This is a genomic window from Streptomyces sp. LUP30, from assembly GCF_001746365.1.
Classification (GTDB): Bacteria; Actinomycetota; Actinomycetes; order Streptomycetales; family Streptomycetaceae; genus Streptomyces.
The window spans coordinates 147,289-165,779 of the sequence record NZ_MJAJ01000008.1; the positions used below are offsets into that span (position 1 = coordinate 147,289).

At 72.5% G+C, this 18,491-nt stretch carries 17 protein-coding genes; 4 read left to right on the top strand and 13 right to left on the bottom strand.

Annotation, left to right across the window (positions count from 1 at the left end; translation table 11 throughout):
* Positions 1–45: 45 nt before the first annotated feature.
* A complete protein-coding gene (locus BG482_RS10205; RefSeq protein WP_069768613.1) occupies positions 46–1,737 on the top strand; it encodes a sodium:solute symporter family protein in 1,692 nt (563 codons plus the stop codon).
* Between the two features lie 34 nt (positions 1,738–1,771).
* The gene (locus BG482_RS10210; RefSeq protein WP_069768614.1) at positions 1,772–2,155 is read left to right on the top strand and encodes a hypothetical protein; all 384 of its coding nucleotides are present in this window, start codon (positions 1,772–1,774) and stop codon (positions 2,153–2,155) included.
* A 68-nt stretch (positions 2,156–2,223) separates the two neighbouring features.
* On the opposite strand, the gene BG482_RS10215 is transcribed toward BG482_RS10210, so the two are convergent.
* Positions 2,224–2,496 carry a hypothetical protein gene (locus BG482_RS10215; RefSeq protein WP_069768615.1) on the bottom strand — a complete coding sequence of 91 codons (273 nt, stop codon included), beginning with the start codon at positions 2,494–2,496 and terminating at the stop codon, positions 2,224–2,226.
* Positions 2,497–2,611: 115 nt separating this feature from the next.
* Positions 2,612–3,040, bottom strand: a complete 429-nt coding sequence (locus tag BG482_RS10220) for an ATP-binding protein (RefSeq protein ID WP_069768616.1) — start codon at positions 3,038–3,040, stop codon at positions 2,612–2,614.
* A 199-nt stretch (positions 3,041–3,239) separates the two neighbouring features.
* On the opposite strand from BG482_RS10220, the gene BG482_RS10225 reads away from it, so the two are divergent.
* Entirely contained in the window at positions 3,240–4,091 is an 852-nt protein-coding gene (locus tag BG482_RS10225) for a helix-turn-helix transcriptional regulator (protein WP_069768617.1), read from the top strand.
* Between the two features lie 9 nt (positions 4,092–4,100).
* Positions 4,101–4,298: a DUF397 domain-containing protein gene (locus tag BG482_RS10230; RefSeq protein ID WP_069768618.1), complete on the top strand. Its 198-nt coding sequence runs from the start codon at positions 4,101–4,103 to the stop codon at positions 4,296–4,298.
* Here BG482_RS10230 and BG482_RS10235 read toward each other — a convergent pair whose 3' ends face one another.
* The 11 genes from BG482_RS10235 to BG482_RS10285 form a co-directional block, all read right to left on the bottom strand.
* The gene (locus tag BG482_RS10235; RefSeq protein WP_069768619.1) at positions 4,299–4,769 is read right to left on the bottom strand and encodes a hypothetical protein; all 471 of its coding nucleotides are present in this window, start codon (positions 4,767–4,769) and stop codon (positions 4,299–4,301) included.
* Positions 4,766–5,464 (bottom strand): LuxR C-terminal-related transcriptional regulator, encoded by a 699-nt coding sequence (locus tag BG482_RS10240; RefSeq protein ID WP_069768620.1) that lies wholly within the window; start codon positions 5,462–5,464, stop codon positions 4,766–4,768. Before BG482_RS10240 ends, BG482_RS10235 begins: the two co-directional genes overlap by 4 nt.
* A 253-nt stretch (positions 5,465–5,717) precedes the next feature.
* On the bottom strand, positions 5,718–7,775 hold the full coding sequence (locus tag BG482_RS10245) for a PQQ-binding-like beta-propeller repeat protein (protein WP_069768621.1): 2,058 nt from the start codon (positions 7,773–7,775) through the stop codon (positions 5,718–5,720).
* A 109-nt stretch (positions 7,776–7,884) separates the two neighbouring features.
* Positions 7,885–9,711: a PQQ-binding-like beta-propeller repeat protein gene (locus tag BG482_RS10250; RefSeq protein ID WP_069768622.1), complete on the bottom strand. Its 1,827-nt coding sequence runs from the start codon at positions 9,709–9,711 to the stop codon at positions 7,885–7,887.
* 189 nt (positions 9,712–9,900) lie between these two features.
* The gene (locus BG482_RS10255; protein ID WP_069768623.1) at positions 9,901–11,706 is read right to left on the bottom strand and encodes an ABC-F family ATP-binding cassette domain-containing protein; all 1,806 of its coding nucleotides are present in this window, start codon (positions 11,704–11,706) and stop codon (positions 9,901–9,903) included.
* Positions 11,707–12,048: 342 nt separating this feature from the next.
* Positions 12,049–13,326 (bottom strand): hypothetical protein, encoded by a 1,278-nt coding sequence (locus BG482_RS10260; protein ID WP_256096324.1) that lies wholly within the window; start codon positions 13,324–13,326, stop codon positions 12,049–12,051.
* Between the two features lie 122 nt (positions 13,327–13,448).
* Positions 13,449–14,354: a 4-(cytidine 5'-diphospho)-2-C-methyl-D-erythritol kinase gene (locus tag BG482_RS10265; protein ID WP_069768624.1), complete on the bottom strand. Its 906-nt coding sequence runs from the start codon at positions 14,352–14,354 to the stop codon at positions 13,449–13,451.
* Positions 14,351–15,232, bottom strand: coding sequence for a 16S rRNA (adenine(1518)-N(6)/adenine(1519)-N(6))-dimethyltransferase RsmA (gene rsmA / locus BG482_RS10270; protein ID WP_069768625.1), 882 nt, complete (start codon positions 15,230–15,232; stop codon positions 14,351–14,353). The genes BG482_RS10265 and rsmA overlap by 4 nt, the downstream gene beginning before the upstream one ends.
* A gap of 48 nt (positions 15,233–15,280) precedes the next feature.
* Complete coding sequence (locus BG482_RS10275; protein WP_069768626.1) at positions 15,281–16,795, bottom strand: resuscitation-promoting factor; 1,515 nt, start codon at positions 16,793–16,795, stop codon at positions 15,281–15,283.
* A gap of 116 nt (positions 16,796–16,911) precedes the next feature.
* Positions 16,912–17,802: a TatD family hydrolase gene (locus tag BG482_RS10280; RefSeq protein ID WP_069768627.1), complete on the bottom strand. Its 891-nt coding sequence runs from the start codon at positions 17,800–17,802 to the stop codon at positions 16,912–16,914.
* Between the two features lie 47 nt (positions 17,803–17,849).
* Positions 17,850–18,305 carry a hypothetical protein gene (locus BG482_RS10285; RefSeq protein ID WP_069768628.1) on the bottom strand — a complete coding sequence of 152 codons (456 nt, stop codon included), beginning with the start codon at positions 18,303–18,305 and terminating at the stop codon, positions 17,850–17,852.
* Between the last annotated feature and the right edge of the window lie 186 nt (positions 18,306–18,491).

The following is an 18,491-nucleotide window of genomic DNA, read 5'->3' on the forward strand; positions in this document are numbered from 1 at the left end:
CATCACCACAACCAAACAAAGAACACCAAAAGAAGTGAGCAGGGCATGCGAACCCCCACACACTCGGCGCCACAGCTGGCGGCGGAGCTGCGCCTCCCGACGAACTGGCTGGACTACACGATCCTCGGCATCTACTTCGTCGTGGTCCTGGGCATCGGCTTCGCCGCCCGCAGATCGGTGAAGACCACCCTCGACTTCTTCCTCTCCGGCCGCTCACTGCCCGCCTGGATCACCGGTCTCGCGTTCGTCTCGGCCAACCTGGCCGCGACCGAGATCCTGGGCATGGCCGCGAACAGCGCACAGTACGGCGCGTACACCGTGCACTGGTACTGGATCGGCGCCATCCCGGCGATGGTGTTCCTGGGCCTGGTGATGATGCCGTTCTACTACGGCAGCAAGGTCCGCTCGGTCCCGGAGATGCTGCTCCTGCGCTTCGACAAGGCGGCCCACCTGCTCAGCTCGGCCCTCTTCGCCTTCGCGGCGATCCTGATCGCCGGGGTGAACCTGTACGCGCTGGCGATCGTCGTCGAGGCGCTGCTGGGCTGGCCGCAGTGGGTGGCGATCGTGGTCGCGGGCTTCTTCGTGCTGGCGTACATCACGCTCGGCGGCCTGTCCTCGGCGATCTACAACGAGGTCCTGCAGTTCTTCGTGATCCTGGCGGCCCTGATCCCGCTGTCGGTGCTGGGCCTGAAGAAGGTGGGCGGCTGGGACGGCCTGAGCGACAAGCTGACCGCGACCCACGGGGACAACTTCGTGACCGCGTGGGGCGGCACCGGCATCGGCAGCGCCAACCCGCTGGGCGCGAACTGGCTGACGATCGTGCTGGGCCTCGGCTTCGTCCTGTCCTTCGGCTACTGGACGACGAACTTCGCCGAGGTGCAGCGCGCCCTGTCGGCGAAGAACCTCTCCGCGGCCCAGCGCACCCCGCTCATCGCGGCCTTCCCGAAGATCTTCATCGTCTTCCTGGTGATGATCCCGGGCCTGGTGGCGGCGGTCCTGGTCCCGAAGATCGGCACCAGCGGCTCGGACCTGCAGTACAACGACGCGATCCCCTACCTCATGCAGGAACTGCTGCCGAACGGTGTCCTGGGCATCGCGGTGACGGGTCTGCTGGCCGCGTTCATGGCGGGCATGGCGGCGAACATCTCGTCGTTCAACACGGTGTTCACGACCGACATCTGGGCCAAGTACGTGGTGCGGGGCCGGGAGGACGGCTACTACGTGCGGTTCGGCCGTCTGATCACGGCGATCGGCGTGGCCGCGTCGGTGGGCACGGCGTTCCTGGCGTCGTCCTTCTCCAACATCATGAGCTACCTCCAGACGCTCTTCTCCTTCTTCAACGTGCCGATGTTCGTCGTCTTCATCGTCGGCATGTTCTGGAAGCGGGCGTCGAAGAAGTCGGGCTTCTGGGGCCTGCTCGCGGGCACCACCGCCGCGATGGTGAACTACTTCGTCCTCTACAAGCAGGACGTCATCGGCATCCCCACCGACCAGGGCGCCAACTTCGTCTCCGCGATCGCGGGCTTCGTGGCGGGTGCGGTCGTGATGGTGATCGTGTCGCTGTTCACGGCCCCCAAGCCGGACGAGGAGCTCCAGGGCCTGGTCTACGGCACCGTCTCCCCCGGCATGGCCGAGCCGCCGGCCGCGGGCGACGACGCGTGGTACCGCCGTCCGGCGCTGCTGGGCTGGGGCGCGATGATCCTGGCCGCCCTCTGCTACATCCCGTTCTCGTTCTGAGCCCTCGCGACACCTGCGGGAGGATGGAAACGCCATGTCCGAGCAATTCGAACCGTCCGAGAGCGCCGAGGCCGCCGCGGAGCGGCTGCGGCGCGCGGGGTACTCCGAGGCCGACGTCCAGCGCGAGGTCACCGAGCTGGAGCACAAGTCCGCGACCGCGGCCCGCATCTTCGACCTGCGCCGCATCATCGGCGGCCTGTTCGTCGTCTACGGCGTGATCGTCACGATCGCCGGCATCACGGACAGCGACGCGGAGATCGACAAGGCCCAGGGGATCAACATCAACCTGTGGACCGGCCTGGGCATGCTGGCCCTGGGCGTCTTCTTCCTGGTCTGGCTGAAGCTGCGGCCGGTGGCCCCGGTGACGCCCACCCTGCCGCCGGAGGCCCTGGAGGGGGACCACCCGCGCGGCGAGTAGCGGCGGTGGAGCGGGGCGGCTCCGGAGCCGGGCCTTCGCCCTCCGGCCCCGGAGCCGCCCCCGTCGTTCTAGTCCTCGTGGCTCGCGACGTTCGCGTTGACGGCGTCGTCACCGTTGTTGCAGATCTGCTGGGTCGCGGTCTGGTTCGACGAGGACCCGAGCAGCGGGAGGTTCAGGTTCGGGATGTTGATCAGACCGAACGAGATGTTCTCCACGTGATTGGCGCACTGCCTGGAGTCGCCGTCCGAGCCCGAGCCGTGGGCGGAGGCGGTTCCGGCCCCGGCGAGGCCGAGGGTCCCGATCATGGCAGCCACGAGCACGGTCTTGTGAAGCTTGCGCATTACATTCCCTTTTCCGGCTGAGTGACAGGCTTCGTCACTGAATGGAGCGGTACGATCACCGACCGTATGGTGCGATGATCCGATCCGCACCTCCGCGGACGCCCATCCGCGCGCCTCACGCGACGGCCAGCTCGCACCACACGAGCTTGCCGCGGCGCCCCATGCGGGAGAGCGGCTGCCAGTGCCAGACGTCGGCGCAGGCCCGGACGAGGCCCATCCCCCGCCCGCTCTCCGCGCCGGTCACCTCCTCCAGCCGGCACGGCGGCTCGGGCGGCTCGGGGTCCGCGTCCCACGCCCCGATCTGGAGCACGCCGTCCCGGAACCGCAGCCGCAGACAGGCGGGGCCCTTCGTGTGCAGGACGGCGTTGGACATCAGCTCCGAGGCGAGCAGCTCCGCGGTGTCGAGGAGGCCGATCAGCCCGTGCAGGGTGAGGACGAGACGCAGGGTGCGGCGGCAGACGGTGACGGCGCGGGGGTCGCTCGGGATGTAGAGCGAGTACTCCCAGGAGTCGCCGGGGTCGACGGAGTGGGCTGCGGCGGGCATGGGTCAGCTCCAGGAGGGGCGTGGGGATTCGGACGCACCGGCGGTGGCCTGCCTCAGCCGCCCTGGCAGGGCGGAGCGGTGCACTTCCGCAGCGTGTGCGGTGCGTCACCGAAGGTAAGGCAATAATTTCTGCCCCTGCAAGCCATTGCCGTAATCTGGCACCCGAAAGAGGCATGACCACAAGGACGTTGGGGAGCACATGGCAGCGAGGAGCCATCCCACCGCGCGACAGGTGCGCCTGGGGACCGAGCTGCGCAAGCTACGCGAAGCGGCCGGATTGAAAGCGCGCGAAGTGGCGGCGCTCCTGAACTCGACGTCCGCGCAGATGAGTCAGGTCGAAGCGGGCATCGCTGCCGTCAGCGCGGAACGCATCCGACGTCTCGCCGCCCATTACGGCTGCACGGACGAGGCGTTCATCGACGCGCTTGCCGCCATGGCGGGCGATCGCTCGCGCGGCTGGTGGGACGAGTACCGCGGCGTCCTGCCCCAGGTGAACCTGGACGTTGCCGAGGCGGAGCATCACGCGACGTCCCTGCGCGAGATCGTCATCAACCGAGTCCCAGGACTCCTGCAAACCCCGGACTACGCCCGAGCGGTCTTCCGGTACATGCGCCCGGAGCTGTCCGAGAGTGAGCTCGAACCCCGCGTCGAGTACCGACTGAGGAGACGCTGCGTCCTCGAAGGCGACGCCTCCACCCCCTACGAGACGATCGTCCACGAGTTCGCCCTGCGCGTCCGCGTGGCCGACCGCCAGACCGCCGTCGCCCAACTCCATTGGATTCTGGACCAGATCGAGCAGGGCCACGCCGCTGTGCGGGTCATCCCCACCGATCAGGACGGTTTCGCCGGGGCCGGTGCCTCGATGGTGTACGCCAGAGGCTCGGTGCCTCGACTGGACACCGGCCTCCGGGACGCTCCCACCGGGGTTGTATTCATTGATGAAGAGCCCCAGCTGGAACGACTCCGAACACTTCTTCGTAGAGTGGAGGACGCGTCGCTGGACCCGGTTGCGTCACGCGACTTCATTCATCGCCTGACGAAGGAACTGTGAGGCAACTTCGTGGACCACAAGCTGCGTTGGCAGAAATCGACGTTCTCCGACGGCGGCGAAGGGGACACCTGCGTAGAACTCGCCGCCTCCCCCGCCCCCGCGGCCCTGCACCTTCGGGAGAGCGAGGAGCCGGGGACCGCTCTCACCACCACCCCCGCCGCCCTCGCCCACCTCCTGGCAGGGATACGCGCCGGTCTGGGCCGCTGATCAGCCCTCGGCGGCACGCCCCTCGGCGTCGCAGCCCGCGATCTCGCCGCTGTGGGCGGCCGCGACCAGGGCGATCGTCAGGATCACCGCCCCGTTGACGATGTGCGTCGACGGCGGGTAGCTCGCCAGGGTGTAGCCGTCTCCGGTGAGCAGGACGACGGAGAGCACGGCGAGCGGCAGGCCCGCGGTGACGGCGGCCAGCAGGCCTCGCGGCACGGGCCGGGCGAGCAGCCGCCGTGGGGCGAGCGCCAGGGCGAGGCCGGTGGCCGTGCCCACGGCGAGGCCGACCGCGAGGCTGCCGAGCACGGCGAGTCCGGCGGCAGCCGTCAGCGTCCGCGCGGTGCCGTACAGGCCGCCGGTCAGGAAGACGAACGCCGCGACCAGGCACAGGACGCCGCCGATGCCGGCCGGCCATGCCCCGATCAGCGCGCCGAGCCGTGCTCCGCGCCGGACGACCGCGCGTGCTCTCATGCGGGCTGCTCCGGATCCGTCTCCGTGGGCCGGGTCGCGTGCGGCAGTGGGCCCGCGCGGTCCAGAAGGCCCGTACGGGCCGCCAGGGCAGCCGCCTCCAGGCGGGAGCCCACGCCGAGTTTCATCAGGACCCGCTGGACGTGGGTGCGGGCCGTCGACGGGGCTATGCGCATGCCGGCGGCGATCAGCCGGGTGTCCTCGCCGTCCGCGACCCGGACCAGGACCTCGACCTCGCGCGGGGTGAGCATCTGCAGCAGACGCTGGCCCTCGTCGTCCGGTTGGGCCGCCGGGTTGAGCAACTCGCTGAACGCGCCCTGCAGCAGCTGCGGAGCCACCGCCGCCTCGCCCGCCCTCGCCTTCATGATCGCCCGCTCCACGCCCTCTATACGCTCGTCGTGGCGTACGTAGCCGGATGCGCCGGCCGCGAAGGCCGCCGCGATGCCGCGCGGACTCGGCACCGGCCCGAGGACCAGCACGGCCACCTGCGGACGCTCCCGCTTGATGCGCACCACCGGATCGAAGATGCCCGGCTCGGCCGGGACCGCCGTGCCCATCAGGCACACTTCCGGAGCACGGGTGATCACCAGCTCCGCCGCGCCCGCGGCCGGGGCCGCCGCGGCGAGCACCCGGTGCCCGCGCAGTTTGAGAGCCGAGGCCAGCGCCTCGGCGAGCAGTCGGTGGTCGTCGACCACCATCAGCCGCACTCCCACCAGCAACCCCCCAGTCCCCCCATGGATGCCCACACGGATCCACACGCACCAACGGGGGGCGCCCCCCGGCACCCCCTCTTCATGCCCGAGGAAGCTACACGCTTGTTCGACGTTGCGCTCCCCCTACCGGAGAGAAGTGCCCCGGATCGCCGAAAATCCTCGCATTCGAGGGTCATGCGCGATAAGTGCGCGGCCCCGCCCCTGAGCAGGGACGGGGCCGCGACGGCAATTAAGATGATCAGCTGCCCGCGGTGCCGAACCCGACCGCGAGGTACTGCGGGTCGCCGCTCGACGTCGCCCCGTCGTCGGCGTACACCTCCGACATGTACAGGTGTCCCTTGGCGAAGAGGACCTCGGAGTACTCCGGGGACATGGCGATCTCCACGTCGTGCACCTCGTCCGTGGCCGGGTTCTCCAGCAGCTTGGTCTCCTTGAAGGAGCCGCCGTCGATGCTGACGACCTGTCCGCCCTTGTCGTAGGGGGGCCGCTTGTAGGCGATCAGGTTCGCGCCGTCCATGCGCAGCGGGTAGATCGTGTAGCCGTCGCCGGCGTCCGCCCGCTGGCCGGTGGGCTTGCCGGTGGCCAGGTCGAAGGCGACGATCTCGTTCGTCCGGCTGTGGTCGCCGCCGCTGTCGTGCTCCTCGGTCGGGACGTAGATCCGGTCGTTGCCGACGGCCAGGCCCATGCAGGCCTCGACCCGGGTGATGCCTTCGCAGTCGGCCGCGTAGTCGTCGCCCGGCACCGAGATGCGGGTGCGCAGCTTGCCGGTCTTGTTGTCGATGGAGAAGAAGTCCGAGATGCCGCTGCCGTCACCGGCGCTGTCGCCGACGTCGGCGGCCACGACCAGCGGGTCGGTGGACACGACGGACGCGTACTCGATGCCCGAGGCGAGCTTGTACTCGGAGATCACCTTCCCGGAGACCGGGTCGATGGTCTGGATGTGCAGCTCGGGGTTGTCGTAGGGGCCGCACTTGCGCACGGCGACCAGCTTCGGACCGCCGCCGTAGCCGTCGTCGTAGCAGGTGTCGGCCGGCTTCGGCGCCCACAGCGGCTTGCCGGTGTCGATGTCGAAGGCCGCGCCGCCCTCGGTGCTGCCCAGGGCGACCGTCTTCGCGCTGACCGTCACGTTGTCGAAGGTGACGGCGCGGTCCCCGGTCGCGACGGTCTTCCTCCACAGCTGCTTGCCCGCGACGAGGTCGATCGCCGCGACCTGGTCGCAGCCGGCCGTCTTGGCGGCGCTGGCCTGGAAGGTGACCGCCGTGCGGTGGTCGGCGGTGGCGAACTTGCTGGCCTCGCAGACCGGGCCGGGCAGCGGCACCGTCCAGAGCTTGGTGCCCTTGACCAGGTCGTATCCGGAGATCTCGTTGACGCTCGTCTTCACGTACGCCTTGTCGGTCAGCCAGGAGCCCTTGATGCCGACGCTGGCGCCCTTCTTGACCACGGGCATCGGAACCTTGAACAGGACGCTGGCGGCGGGGTCGGCCGGCGCCTTCTCGCTGCCGCCCGCCGTCGTGCCGCCGCCTCCGGCGCCACCCGTGCCCTTGTCCCCTCCGCCGCCGTTCGCGCCGCCGGAGCTCGCCTCGTCCTTCTTGCCGCCGTGACCGGAGTTCGCGTACCAGACGCCGCCGCCCACGATGAGCGCGATCGCGGCGACGGCGGAGACGATGATCGCCACCTGCGCGTTGATCTTCCGTCCGGACCCGGTGGACCCCGCGCCGACCTGCGGCTGCATGGGCACGGTCGGCTGCCCCGGATACCCGTAGCCGGGCTGGGCCGGATAGCCCGGCTGCCCCGGCTGGCCCGGGTAGCCGTAGCCCGGCTGCTGGCCGTACGCCGTGGCGGGCTGGCCGTACGCGGCCGGTCCCGGGGCGGGGGCGCCCGGCTGGGCGGGGTAGCCGTAGCCGGGGGCGGCCGGGGGCGGCGCCTGCGGGTAGCCGTAGCCCGGCTGGGGCTGCGGGGGCCCGGAGGGCGCCGCGGGGGGAGGCGTCTGCGGCGGCTGGGGAGCCTGGGGCGGCTGTGACGGCTGTCCCTGGGACTGGGCCGGGGCGGGCGCCGGAGGCTGGGCCTGGGGGTACCCGTAGCCCGGCTGCGGGGCCTTGGTCAGGTCGGGCCCGGCAGGCTGCGGCGGGGCGTCCTGGGGCGTGGCGTCCTGGGGCGTGGCGTCCTGGGGCGTGGCGTCCTGGGGCGTGGCGTCCTGGGGCGTGGCGTCCTGCGGGGGCGGGCCGAATCCGCCCTGCGGCGGCTGCGAGGGCTGCTGCGGGGGCTCGTTCGGCGGCGGAGGCGGCGGCTGGGTCATGGTGTGGGTACCTCGGAACAACTCGGGAGGCTGCGCGAGCAGGGGAAGCTCGGGAAGCCCGGGAAGACGGGCCTGGACGACGGTGGCGGGCCGGAAGGGGCAGGTCGCCCTACTGGCCGTACGCGAGCATCAGCTTCTCCTTCGTGTCGTCGTTGCCCGTCAGCCTGGTGGTGGAGATGTAGAAGCGTCCGCCGACCCAGTCGATGTCCCGCGAGAAGAAGCTGTTTTCGATGTCGGCCGTGCTCTTGGGAAGCTGCATCAGCATCTTCGGGGTGTGCGCGGAACCGGCCGTCGGGATGCCCACCACGCGGCCCGGCCCCTCGAACGACGGCTCCACGTAGGCCACGAGCCGGCCGCCCTCGGTCTTCACCGGCAGCATCGCCTCGTCCGTCGGGGACTTGACGCGCCACTTCTCCTTGCCGGTGGACAGGTCGATCGCCACGATCTCGTTGGGACCGCTCTTCGTCTCGGTCGGCAGGTACAGGGTGCCTGCGTCGGAGGCCACGCCGGCGCAGCCCGTGAGGTTGCGCTGCAGGAAGCCGCCCTCGCACTTGGGGGCGAAGCTCTCGTCGACGCGGACCTGCGAACGGAGCGAGCCGTCCGGCTTGAACACCGTGATGTTCCAGCTCTTCTTGTCCTCGTCGGTGCTGTAGACGACCAGCGGGTCGACGGAGTACGTCTTCGCGACCGACCAGCCCTTGGTGAACTTCTGCGTCCACCTGACCTTGCCGGTCGCCGGGTCCAGTTCCTGGATCTCGTCGTGCTCGGTCGGGTCGCTCGCGTCGCAGGACGCCACCGCGATGAGCCGGGTCCCGCCGGCGAACGCGGTCGGGAAGCACGCGTCGCCGTACTTCTGCTTGTCGTACAGCTTCTTGCCGGTGCGGACGTCGTACGCCGTCCCGGACTGCGAGCGGCCCACCATCAGGGTGTTGCCGGACAGCGACAGTTCCACGCTGATCGCGCTGTCGAACAGTGCGCCGTCCGCGACCACGCCCGTCCAGCCCTTGGCGCCGGTGTTCAGGTCGATCTGCTGGAGCTGGTTGCACTTGGCGCGGTCGCTGGTGCCGCTCATGTACGCGACGACGACCTTGTCGTCCGCCGTCTTCTGCGGGGTGACCGCGCAGATCTTCTGCGGCAGCGTGATGGCGGCCCAGGTCGGCCTGCCGTCGCCGACGTTGTACGCGACGAGTTCCTTGTAGGCCGCCTTCACGGCCGCCTTGGCGGTGATCCACATGCCGGGGGCGTCGGCGCCGGATGCGGGGGCGTCGGGCGCCTCCTTGTACCAGAGCACCTTCGCCTCGCCGGCCTTGCGGCCGGCGTTGAAGTCCTGGTCGTCGTCACCGCCGCCGTCGCCGCTGCCGTCCCCGGGGTTGACCGGGGCGTCGCTCGCCGTGGCCTTGCCGTCGTCGCTCGGTCCGGCGACCGGCTTCTTGCCGCCCTTGTCGTCGCCCTTGGTGACCGCGAACACCGTCCCGCCGATGACCAGGAGCGCCGCCACCGCGGCGCCCACCACCAGCGCGGGCCGGCCCTTGAAGGGGTTGCGGCCGCCGCCCTGCGGGGTGCCGGGCGCGCCGGGGAACTGGGGCTGCTGCTGCGGGTAGCCGTAGCCGGGCTGCGGGCCGTAGGGGCCGCTCGGCTGAGCGTACGGGCCGGGCTGCTGACCGTACGGAACGGGTTGCCCGCCGTAGGGCCCCGGCTGGCCGTAGGGGCCCGGCTGCTGGGGCGGCGCGTACGGTCCCGGCTGCTGGGGGTAGCCGTAGCCGGGCTGCGGCGAGGGCGGGGCGGGCGGGCCCTGGGGCGGCTGCGGCGGCTGCGGCGGCTGCTGCGGTGCGGCGAACCCGCCCTGCGGCGGCGTCTGTCCGGCCGGTGGCTGCGGGCGGTCCTGCGGTGCTCCGAAACCACCCTGCTGCGGCGGCTGATCCGGCGGCTGAGCCATCAGCGTGTTCCCCCTTGTCACTGTTTTTTAGCCACGCCCCCGGGTCAGTGACCACCCGGAGCCGTCTTCAGTAGGACGCAGACGGCTCTTTCTATCACCTGGCGTCGACAGGCCAACGGGCCGGATCCGCCCCTGTTCCCAAGGGAGGACCGGCCCGTGATGCCGTCGTTATGCGCCTTCACGCAGCCTTCACGCGTCCTCGGCGAGTTCCAGCCACCGCATCTCCAGTTCCTCGCGCTCGGAGGCCAACTCCCGCAGCTGGGCGTCCAGTCCGGCGACCTTCTCGAAGTCGGTGGCGTGGTCGGCGATCTGGGCGTGCAGCTTGGCCTCCTTCTCAGACGCCTTGTCCAACTGCCGCTCGATCTTCTGCAGTTCCTTCTTGGCGGCGCGCTGGTCGGCCGCGCTCTTCTCCGGCGCGGCCTTCTGCGCGGCGGCCGGGACGGAGGCGGCGGCGGCCTCCTCCATGCGCTGCCGGCGCTCGATGTACTCGTCGATGCCGCGCGGGAGCATCCGCAGGGCGGCGTCGCCGAGCAGCGCGAAGACCCGGTCCGTGGTGCGCTCCACGAAGAAGCGGTCGTGGGAGATGACGATCATCGAGCCGGGCCAGCCGTCGAGGAGGTCCTCCAGCTGGGTGAGGGTCTCGATGTCGAGGTCGTTGGTGGGCTCGTCGAGGAAGAGGACGTTGGGCTCGTCCATGAGCAGGCGCAGGATCTGCAGACGGCGGCGCTCACCACCGGACAGGTCCCCGACCGGCGTCCACTGCTTGTCCTTGTTGAAGCCGAACGTCTCGCACAGCTGCCCGGCCGTCATCTCGCGCCCCTTGCCGAGGTCGACGCGCTCGCGCACCTGCTGCACGGCCTCCAGGACCCTCAGGTTCGGGTCGAGCTCGCCGACCTCCTGGGAGAGGTAGGCCAGCTTGACCGTCTTGCCGACGGCGATCCGGCCGGCCACGGGCTGTGTCTCGCCCTCGCTGCGGGCGGCGTCGGCCAGGGCCCGCAGCAGGGAGGTCTTCCCGGCGCCGTTGACGCCGACGAGGCCGATGCGGTCGCCCGGGCCGAGGTGCCAGGTGATGTGCTGGAGCAGCACCTTCTGTCCGGCCTGGACGGTGACGTCCTCCAGGTCGAACACCGTCCTGCCGAGGCGTGAGGAGGCGAACTTCATCAGCTCGCTGCTGTCCCGGGGCGGCGGCACGTCCGCGATGAGCTCGTTGGCGGCCTCCACTCGGAAGCGCGGCTTGGACGTGCGGGCGGGGGCTCCGCGCCGCAGCCAGGCCAGCTCCTTGCGGACCAGGTTCTGCCGCTTGGTCTCCTCGGTCGCGGCGATGCGCTCGCGCTCGGCGCGTGCGAAGACGTAGTCGGAGTAGCCGCCCTCGTACTCGTGGACGTCGCCGCGCTGCACGTCCCACATGCGGGTGCAGACCTGGTCCAGGAACCAGCGGTCGTGGGTGACGCAGACGAGCGCGGAGCGGCGCTCGCGCAGGTGCCGGGCGAGCCAGGAGATGCCCTCGACGTCGAGGTGGTTGGTCGGCTCGTCGAGGACGATCAGGTCCTGCTCGTCGATCAGCAGCTTGGCCAGCGCGATCCGGCGGCGCTCACCGCCGGAGAGGGGGCCGATGACGGTGTCCAGGCCCTGCGGGAAGCCGGGCAGGTCGAGCCCGCCGAACAGTCCGGTCAGCACGTCCCGGATCTTGGCGTTGCCGGCCCACTCGTGGTCGGCGAGGTCGCGGATGACCTCGTGCCGGACGGTGGCGGCCGGGTCCAGGGAGTCGTGCTGGGTGAGCACGCCCATGCGCAGGCCGCCGGAGTGCGTGACCCGGCCGGTGTCGGCGTCCTCCAGCTTGGCCAGCATGCGGATCAGCGTGGTCTTGCCGTCGCCGTTGCGGCCGACGACGCCGATCCGGTCCCCTTCGGACACGCCGAGCGAGATGCCGTCGAGGAGTGCACGGGTGCCGTACACCTTGCTGACGTTCTCGACATTGACCAGATTGACGGCCATTTCTCTCCTGCCCGGGGGGATCGATCGACCCTCCAGGGTAGTCCGGCGGCCCGCACCGCCCGCCCACCCGTCCGGCTGGGGGCCGGGGGCCCCGGGATCGGAGCGGTGTGTGGGAGGGGAGACGGCTCCCCGGAGCGCGCGATGTCCAGCGCGCGACCCGTGAAGGGCGTGCGCGCTGCTCAGCGGCGGCGTGTGCGCGGTCGGCCCGCGCCCCCAGGTGTCGAGGTGTGCCGGCGGAGGCCGGCCGCGGACGGCGGCCGGTTGCGCGCCCCCGGCGGACGCCGCACCCCGCAAGCCCCGGCGGACGGCCCCTTGCACGAGTCCGCGCCCGTCCGCCGGTCCTCAGCCGGGCTCGGCGGCGGTCCCCGTGGCCTCCTCGTATCTCCACATCGCCCGCATCAGGTCGCTGTCGGGCCAGCCCTCGGGTTCGAGAGGGCGCAGTCGACGCGCGGCCTCCACACAGCGCGGGTCGCCGCGCAGCGCGAGGCCGCGGGCCGCGTGCACCCGGGTCTCCCGCAGTTCGTCGTCGAGGAGTCCGGCCAGCACGTCCTCGAGGCCGGGCGCCTCCCCGACGACGTGCGTCAACTGGTAGGCCGCCCGCTCGCGTACGGCGCGGTCCGGATCACGCGCCAGCGCGTAGAGGGCGTCGAGGCGCGCGGAACGCGTTTGCGCGCCCCCGTCTCCCGCACGCCACCCGAACAGGGTGGACGGCACCTCGCACCGCACCCGGGGATCGGGGTGGGTCGCGTACCGCAGCCCGAGCGCCCCGATCTCCTCGGCGTGTTCCTCGCCCTCGTCGGCCGCCGCGTCCAGCACGAGCGCCAGCACCTCGGGGTCCTCCTCCGTCGAGGCCCACGGGAAGAACAGCGCGAAGTCCCGCCCCGCGGGCGCCCGGGAGCCGTCGTGCGGGCCGCTGACGGCCATGAGCCGCAGCAGGTCCGCGGCGAAGAGGCGGCGCCCGCGGTCCGGGTGGTCGCGCAGGCCGGCGGCGGCCGCCCAGGTCGGTTCGTGCCGCCGCCAGGACAACCGGACCACCGCCTCCGTCCACACCGCGTGATCCCGGTCCGGCCGCACGAGCGCCCGCGCGAGCACCTCGTCGAACGGCGCCCCCTTCCCGAAGCGCTCCTCCAGCAGGATGAGCACCCCGGCATGGCCGTCGCGCACGGTCAGCCCACCCAGAGTGATCTGCTCGTAGTGGCAGAAGCCGTCCGGGTCCTCGACCCGCTCGCGCACCGCCGGCCCCGGGAGGCCCGTCCTGCGGCGCAGCTCGGCCTCCGGATCGGCGCCGGTCCAGAACCGGGCCCGGTCCAGCAGCTCCGTGCGCTGTTCGAACGTCAGCCGCACGGTCTCCGGCAGCAATGCCGAGGTCATGGCGGTCGAGCCGCCGTCCACCGCCCGCAGCAGCGGGGCCCCGCCGTCGGGCAGCGGGCGCAGCGGGTCTGCGCCGACCCCGACCAGCGCCTCGGCGATCTTCGCGTCGTACGCCGCGACGGCCGCACAGAGCAGGGGGAGACCGTCGGCCGGGTCACAGGTCTCCGGGTCCGCCCCGCCGGCCAGCAGTTCCCCGGCCGCTTCGGCGTCGCCCCGCCGGACGGCTTCGACCAGTTCCGTCGACCTCACGCGCATCCCTCCCCCGGCCGGTCCCACGGTGTGACCGGCCGATGGAGCTTAGAGGGCGCGGGCCGCCCACGGCAGCCCGATTACCGGCAGCCGAACGGCCGCGCCACCGCAGGGCAGGAGTGCTACGCCGCGCCCCCGACGACCGTCGCACCCGGTGCCGGGCCCGACGCCACGCGCACGCTCCCGCAGGTCCCGGACGTGCGTAGCGCCCCCGCGATCCGGGCGGCGGCCTCGGGGTCGCGGGCGAGGAACGCGGTGGTGGGGCCGGAGCCCGAGACGAGGCTCGCGAGCGCCCCGGCCGCCCTCCCCGCGGCGAGCGTGTCCGCCAGCTCGGGGAAGAGCGAGAGGGCCGCGGGCTGGAGGTCGTTGGACACGGTGGCCGCGAGCGCATCCGGGTCGCCCTTGGCCAGGGCGTCGAGGAGTTCGCGCGAGGCGACCGGCTCGGGGACGTCCAGCCCCGCCGTGAGCCGGTCGAACTCCCGGAACACGGCCGGCGTCGACAGCCCCCGCCCGGCCATCGCGAACACCCAGTGGAAGGCGCCGCCGGTCTCCAGGGCCGTCAGCTTCTCGCCGCGCCCGGTGCCCAGAGCCGCCCCGCCCACCAGGCTGAACGGCACGTCGCTGCCCAACTCCGCGCAGATGTCGAGGAGTTCCTCGCGGGACGCGCCGACGCCCCACAGTGCGTCGCAGGCCAGCAGGGCGCCCGCGCCGTCCGCGCTGCCGCCCGCCATGCCCCCGGCGACGGGAATGTCCTTGGCGATGTGCAGATGCACGTCGGGGGTGCGGCCGTAGCGCCCGGCCAGGGCGATCGCCGCCCGCGCGGCCAGGTTCGTGCGGTCCAGGGGGACCTGGGCGGCGTCCGGCCCCTCGCAGGTGACGCGGAGCCCGGCGGCCGGGGTCACGGTGACCTCGTCGTACAGACCGACCGCCAGGAAGACGTTCGCCAGGTCGTGGAAGCCGTCCGCGCGGGCGGCGCCCACCGCCAGCTGCACGTTCACCTTGGCGGGCACCCGCACCGTGACGCTCACGCGGACGCCTCCTCGGGGAGCTTGTGCTCGGCGATCCTGGCGAACTCCTCGACCGTGAGGGCCTCGCCGCGGGCCTGCGGGGAGACTCCGGCCGCCACGAGGGCGGCCTCGGCGCGCGCCGCGGAGCCCGCCCAGCCGGCCAGCGCCGCCCGCAGGGTCTTGCGGCGCTGCGCGAACGCCGCGTCGACGACGGCGAACACCTCGCGCCGCGACGCCGTGGTCGCGATCGGCTCGGTCCGCCGCACCAGCGACACCAGCCCGCTGTCCACGTTCGGCGCGGGCCAGAAGACGTTGCGCCCGATCGCGCCGGCCCGCTTGACGCGGGCGTACCAGTTGGCCTTGACGGACGGCACGCCGTAGACCTTCGAGCCGGGCCCGGCGGCGAGCCGGTCGGCGACCTCCGACTGGACCATGACGAGGGTGCGCTCGATGCTCGGGAACGTCTCCAGCATGTGCAGCAGCACCGGCACGGCCACGTTGTACGGCAGGTTCGCGACCAGCGCGGTCGGGGCGGCGCCCGGCAGCCCGGTCACCTGCATGGCGTCGGAGTGCACCAGCGCGAAGCGCTCCGCGCGCTGCGGCATGCGCGCCGCGATCGTCGCGGGCAGCGCGCCGGCCAGGACGTCGTCGATCTCGACGGCCGTGACCCGGTCGGCGGCCTCCAGCAGTCCCAGGGTGAGGGAGCCGAGCCCCGGGCCGACCTCGACGACGACGTCGTCGGGCCGGACCTCCGCGGTGCGGACGATGCGGCGGACCGTGTTCGCGTCGATCACGAAGTTCTGGCCGCGCTGCTTGGTGGGACGCACGCCGAGGACCGCCGCGAGCTCGCGGACGTCGGCGGGGCCCAGGAGGGCGTCGGGGGTGGGGCTGCTACTCACGGGACCAGGGTACGGGGGTCCGCCGGCCCTCCCGGCCGCCGCCGGGCCTCACCCGTGCAGCCGCGTCCCGCAGTGCGGCCAGGGGCTCGCCCCGCGGCGCACGTACAGCTTCTTCGCGCGGAACGTCTGCTCCTCCGCCGGCGCGTCCTGAGGCCGTCCGCTGCCGCCGAGGTTCTGCCAGGTGCGGGTGTCGAACTGGTAGAGCCCGCCGTAGGTGCCCGAGGAGTCGACGGCGTTCGGCCGGCCGCCCGACTCGCAGGCGGCGAGCGACTGCCAGTTCAGGCCGTCGGCCCCCTGCACGGACGTCGGCCGCGGCTTCGTCCCGACCTTCACCACCTGGGTGCGCGGCGCCCGCACCACCTCGTCGCGGATCCGCCGCGGCCGCTGCCGCACCCCGTTGACGGTGCGCAGGGCGTACGTGATGCGGCGCAGCCCGGGCTGCCCGGCCCGCTCCACCACCTCCGTGCCCTTGAACAGCGAGGGGTCCTCGGTGCGGCGCACCGGGAACGGGATCTGCTCCTCGCGCACCTCCTGGGAGCCGGTGATCCGCAGCACGGTGACGGTCTGCCCGTCGCGCGGGAAGCTGCCCGGGTCGACGGAGGTGGTGTCCTGCCCGCGCAGGGTGATCCCGGCCGCCTGCACCGCCTCGCGCACGGTGGCCGCGTTGGTGCGGACGGTGCGGGCGCGGCCGTCGGCCATGACGGTGACGGAGCGCTCGGTGCGCACGTCCAGCGCCAGGCCGGCGCGCCCGATGGGCTGCGAACGCGAGACGGACATGTACGCGCCCTCGGCTCGCACCCAGAGCTGCCGCAGCGCCTCCTCCACGGTGTGCGCGGTCGTCCACATGTCGTGGCGGTGACCGTCGAGGGTGAGCCGGACGGGACGTCCGTAGCGGACGGCGACCTCGTCGCCGCTGGTGAGGGCCGCGCCGGGGGCGGGCGCCACCACGTCGTGGGCACCCACCTTCACGCCCTCCTCGGCCAGGAGTTCGCCCACGTCGTCGGCGAAGGTGTGCAGAGTGCGCGGCTTGCCGTCGACGGTCAGCTCGACCGCCTTGTCCTCGGCGACGAAGGCGGTGGTGCCGCCGGCCAGGAACGCGACGACGAGCGCCTGCGGGAGCAGCCGGCGCATCGTCGACTCCGGGCGCTCGGCGGAGCGGGATCTGCGTCGGCGCGCGGCCCGCCCGCCCAGCTCGTCCTGTCCGGGCAGCGGCGCGGGCAGCTGGAGGGTCTCGGGCGGCCGGGGGCGGGACGCGTAGGGGTCGTGCGATCCGTGGGCCCCGTGCGCCGCGGGGGGCGCGTACGCCTCGTCGGCGGCCCAGGGCCCGTGCGCTCCCTGCGGCGCGCAGGGGTCGTGCGGCGCGGGCGCCGGGTAGGGCTCGTGAGGCCGGCGCGGCGGAGGCGGCTGAGGCGGCTCGAAGGCCTCGTACGCGGGCCGGTAGGTGTCGTCGTAGGTCCCGGGGGCCGCGTACACGCCGTACGCGACCGTCTCGGCGTTGTGCAGGTCGACGTACGGCCCGCCACCGCCGTACGGCTCGTACTCGAGGTGCTGCGAGTTGCTCACGCCGACACGCTCCAGGGGGTGGGCTCCGGATCGGGCCCCCAGAACCTAGCGGAGCGGCGGTCACTCTCCAAAGTGGCGCGGCTACCGAGAGTTGTGTTCGACTCCGTCGCCCGCCGTCAGTAGCCGAACGCGCGTGCCGTGTTCGCGGCGAGTGCGGTGGCCAGAGCGTCCTCGTGGACGCCGCGCACGGCGGCCAGGGCACGCACCGTGACCGGGACGAGATACGGGGCGTTGGGCCGTCCGCGGTAGGGCGCGGGGGTCAGGAACGGGGCGTCGGTCTCCACCAGGATCAGTTCCGCCGGGGCCACGGCGACGGCGTCCCGCAGGTTCTGCGCGTTCTTGAAGGTGACGTTGCCGGCGAAGGACATGAAGTATCCGGCGCGGGCGCAGATCTCCGCCATCTCGGCGTCGCCGGAGTAGCAGTGGAAGACGGTGCGCTCGGGGGCGCCCTCCTCCTTCAGCACGCGCAGGACGTCGGCGTGGGCGTCACGGTCGTGGATGACCAGGGCCTTTCCGTGCCGCTTGGCCATCTCGACGTGCGCGCGGAAGGAGTACTCCTGGGCTTCCTTGCCCTCGGGGCCGGTGCGGAAGTAGTCCAGCCCCGTCTCGCCGACGCCCTTGACGTGCGGGAGCGCCGCCAGGCGGTCGATCTCGGCGAGCGCCTCGTCGAGCGCCGCCGCGCCGCCCGCCTTGCGGGCGCCCTGCCGGGACCAGTTGTCGGGATCGCCGTGCACGATGCGCGGCGCCTCGTTCGGATGCAGGGCGACCGCCGCGTGGACGCTGTCGTGCGCCGCCGCCGTCTCGGCCGCCCACCGGGAGCCCCGTACGTCGCAGCCGACCTGGACGACCGTCGTCACACCGACCGACGCCGCCTTCGCGAGGGCCTCCTCCACCGTGCCCGACTGCATGTCGAGGTGGGTGTGGGAGTCGGCGACCGGCACCCCCAGGGGAGCCGGAAGCGGCGGCGCGGCGCTGGTGTCGGCGTTCCTGCCGGCGTTCGAAGACATGCCCCGATCCTACGGAAACGGCGCGCGCCCCCGGCCGACGCCCTTGCCTAGCCCGCCTTGCGGTGGAAGGGGTGCAGCAGATCGGAGAGATGCCAGTGGTGGTCGGCGTGCTCGGTGCGATCGCCGGTTCCACCGGTTCCGTCGCTCTCGCGCGCCTCGGAAGGCACCGCGGCCGCCGGCGTCGGCGCCGCCACGGGTCCGGCCGGGGGCGCCGCCTTGCGCGGGCGGGCGGCGTCGCGCACCGACGAGACCTGTCCGGCGCGCATGATCCGCACGATGTGTCCGTCGCAGTTCTGGCAGGCGGGGCGGCTCAGCGGCGACGGCACGACCCGGCCCTCCGCCACGTAGAGCACGAACTGATGTCCGTCGCCGTCGGTGTGGTGCTCGATCTCGTACGACTGCTCCCAGCCGTGCCCGCACCGCATGCAGGCGAAGGAGTACGACTCGTTGACGACGGCGCTCGCACCGTCCCGGAGGTCGGTCTGCCCTGTGATCTCACTCATGCCAGCTCCTGCTGTCCGCTGGACAAGCGCTCCCGGCGCGGGAGTTCCCCCCGGAACGCCCTTGGGAGCGAGGGACGGGTGCGCCCCTGTCACCAGTGGACTCCTCGGCGGGCGCGAAGGCATCAGGTCTGCGCACTGTTGGAGGCGATTTGGACTTTCCTTGCCGAAGCGGCCCCGGCGAGGGGG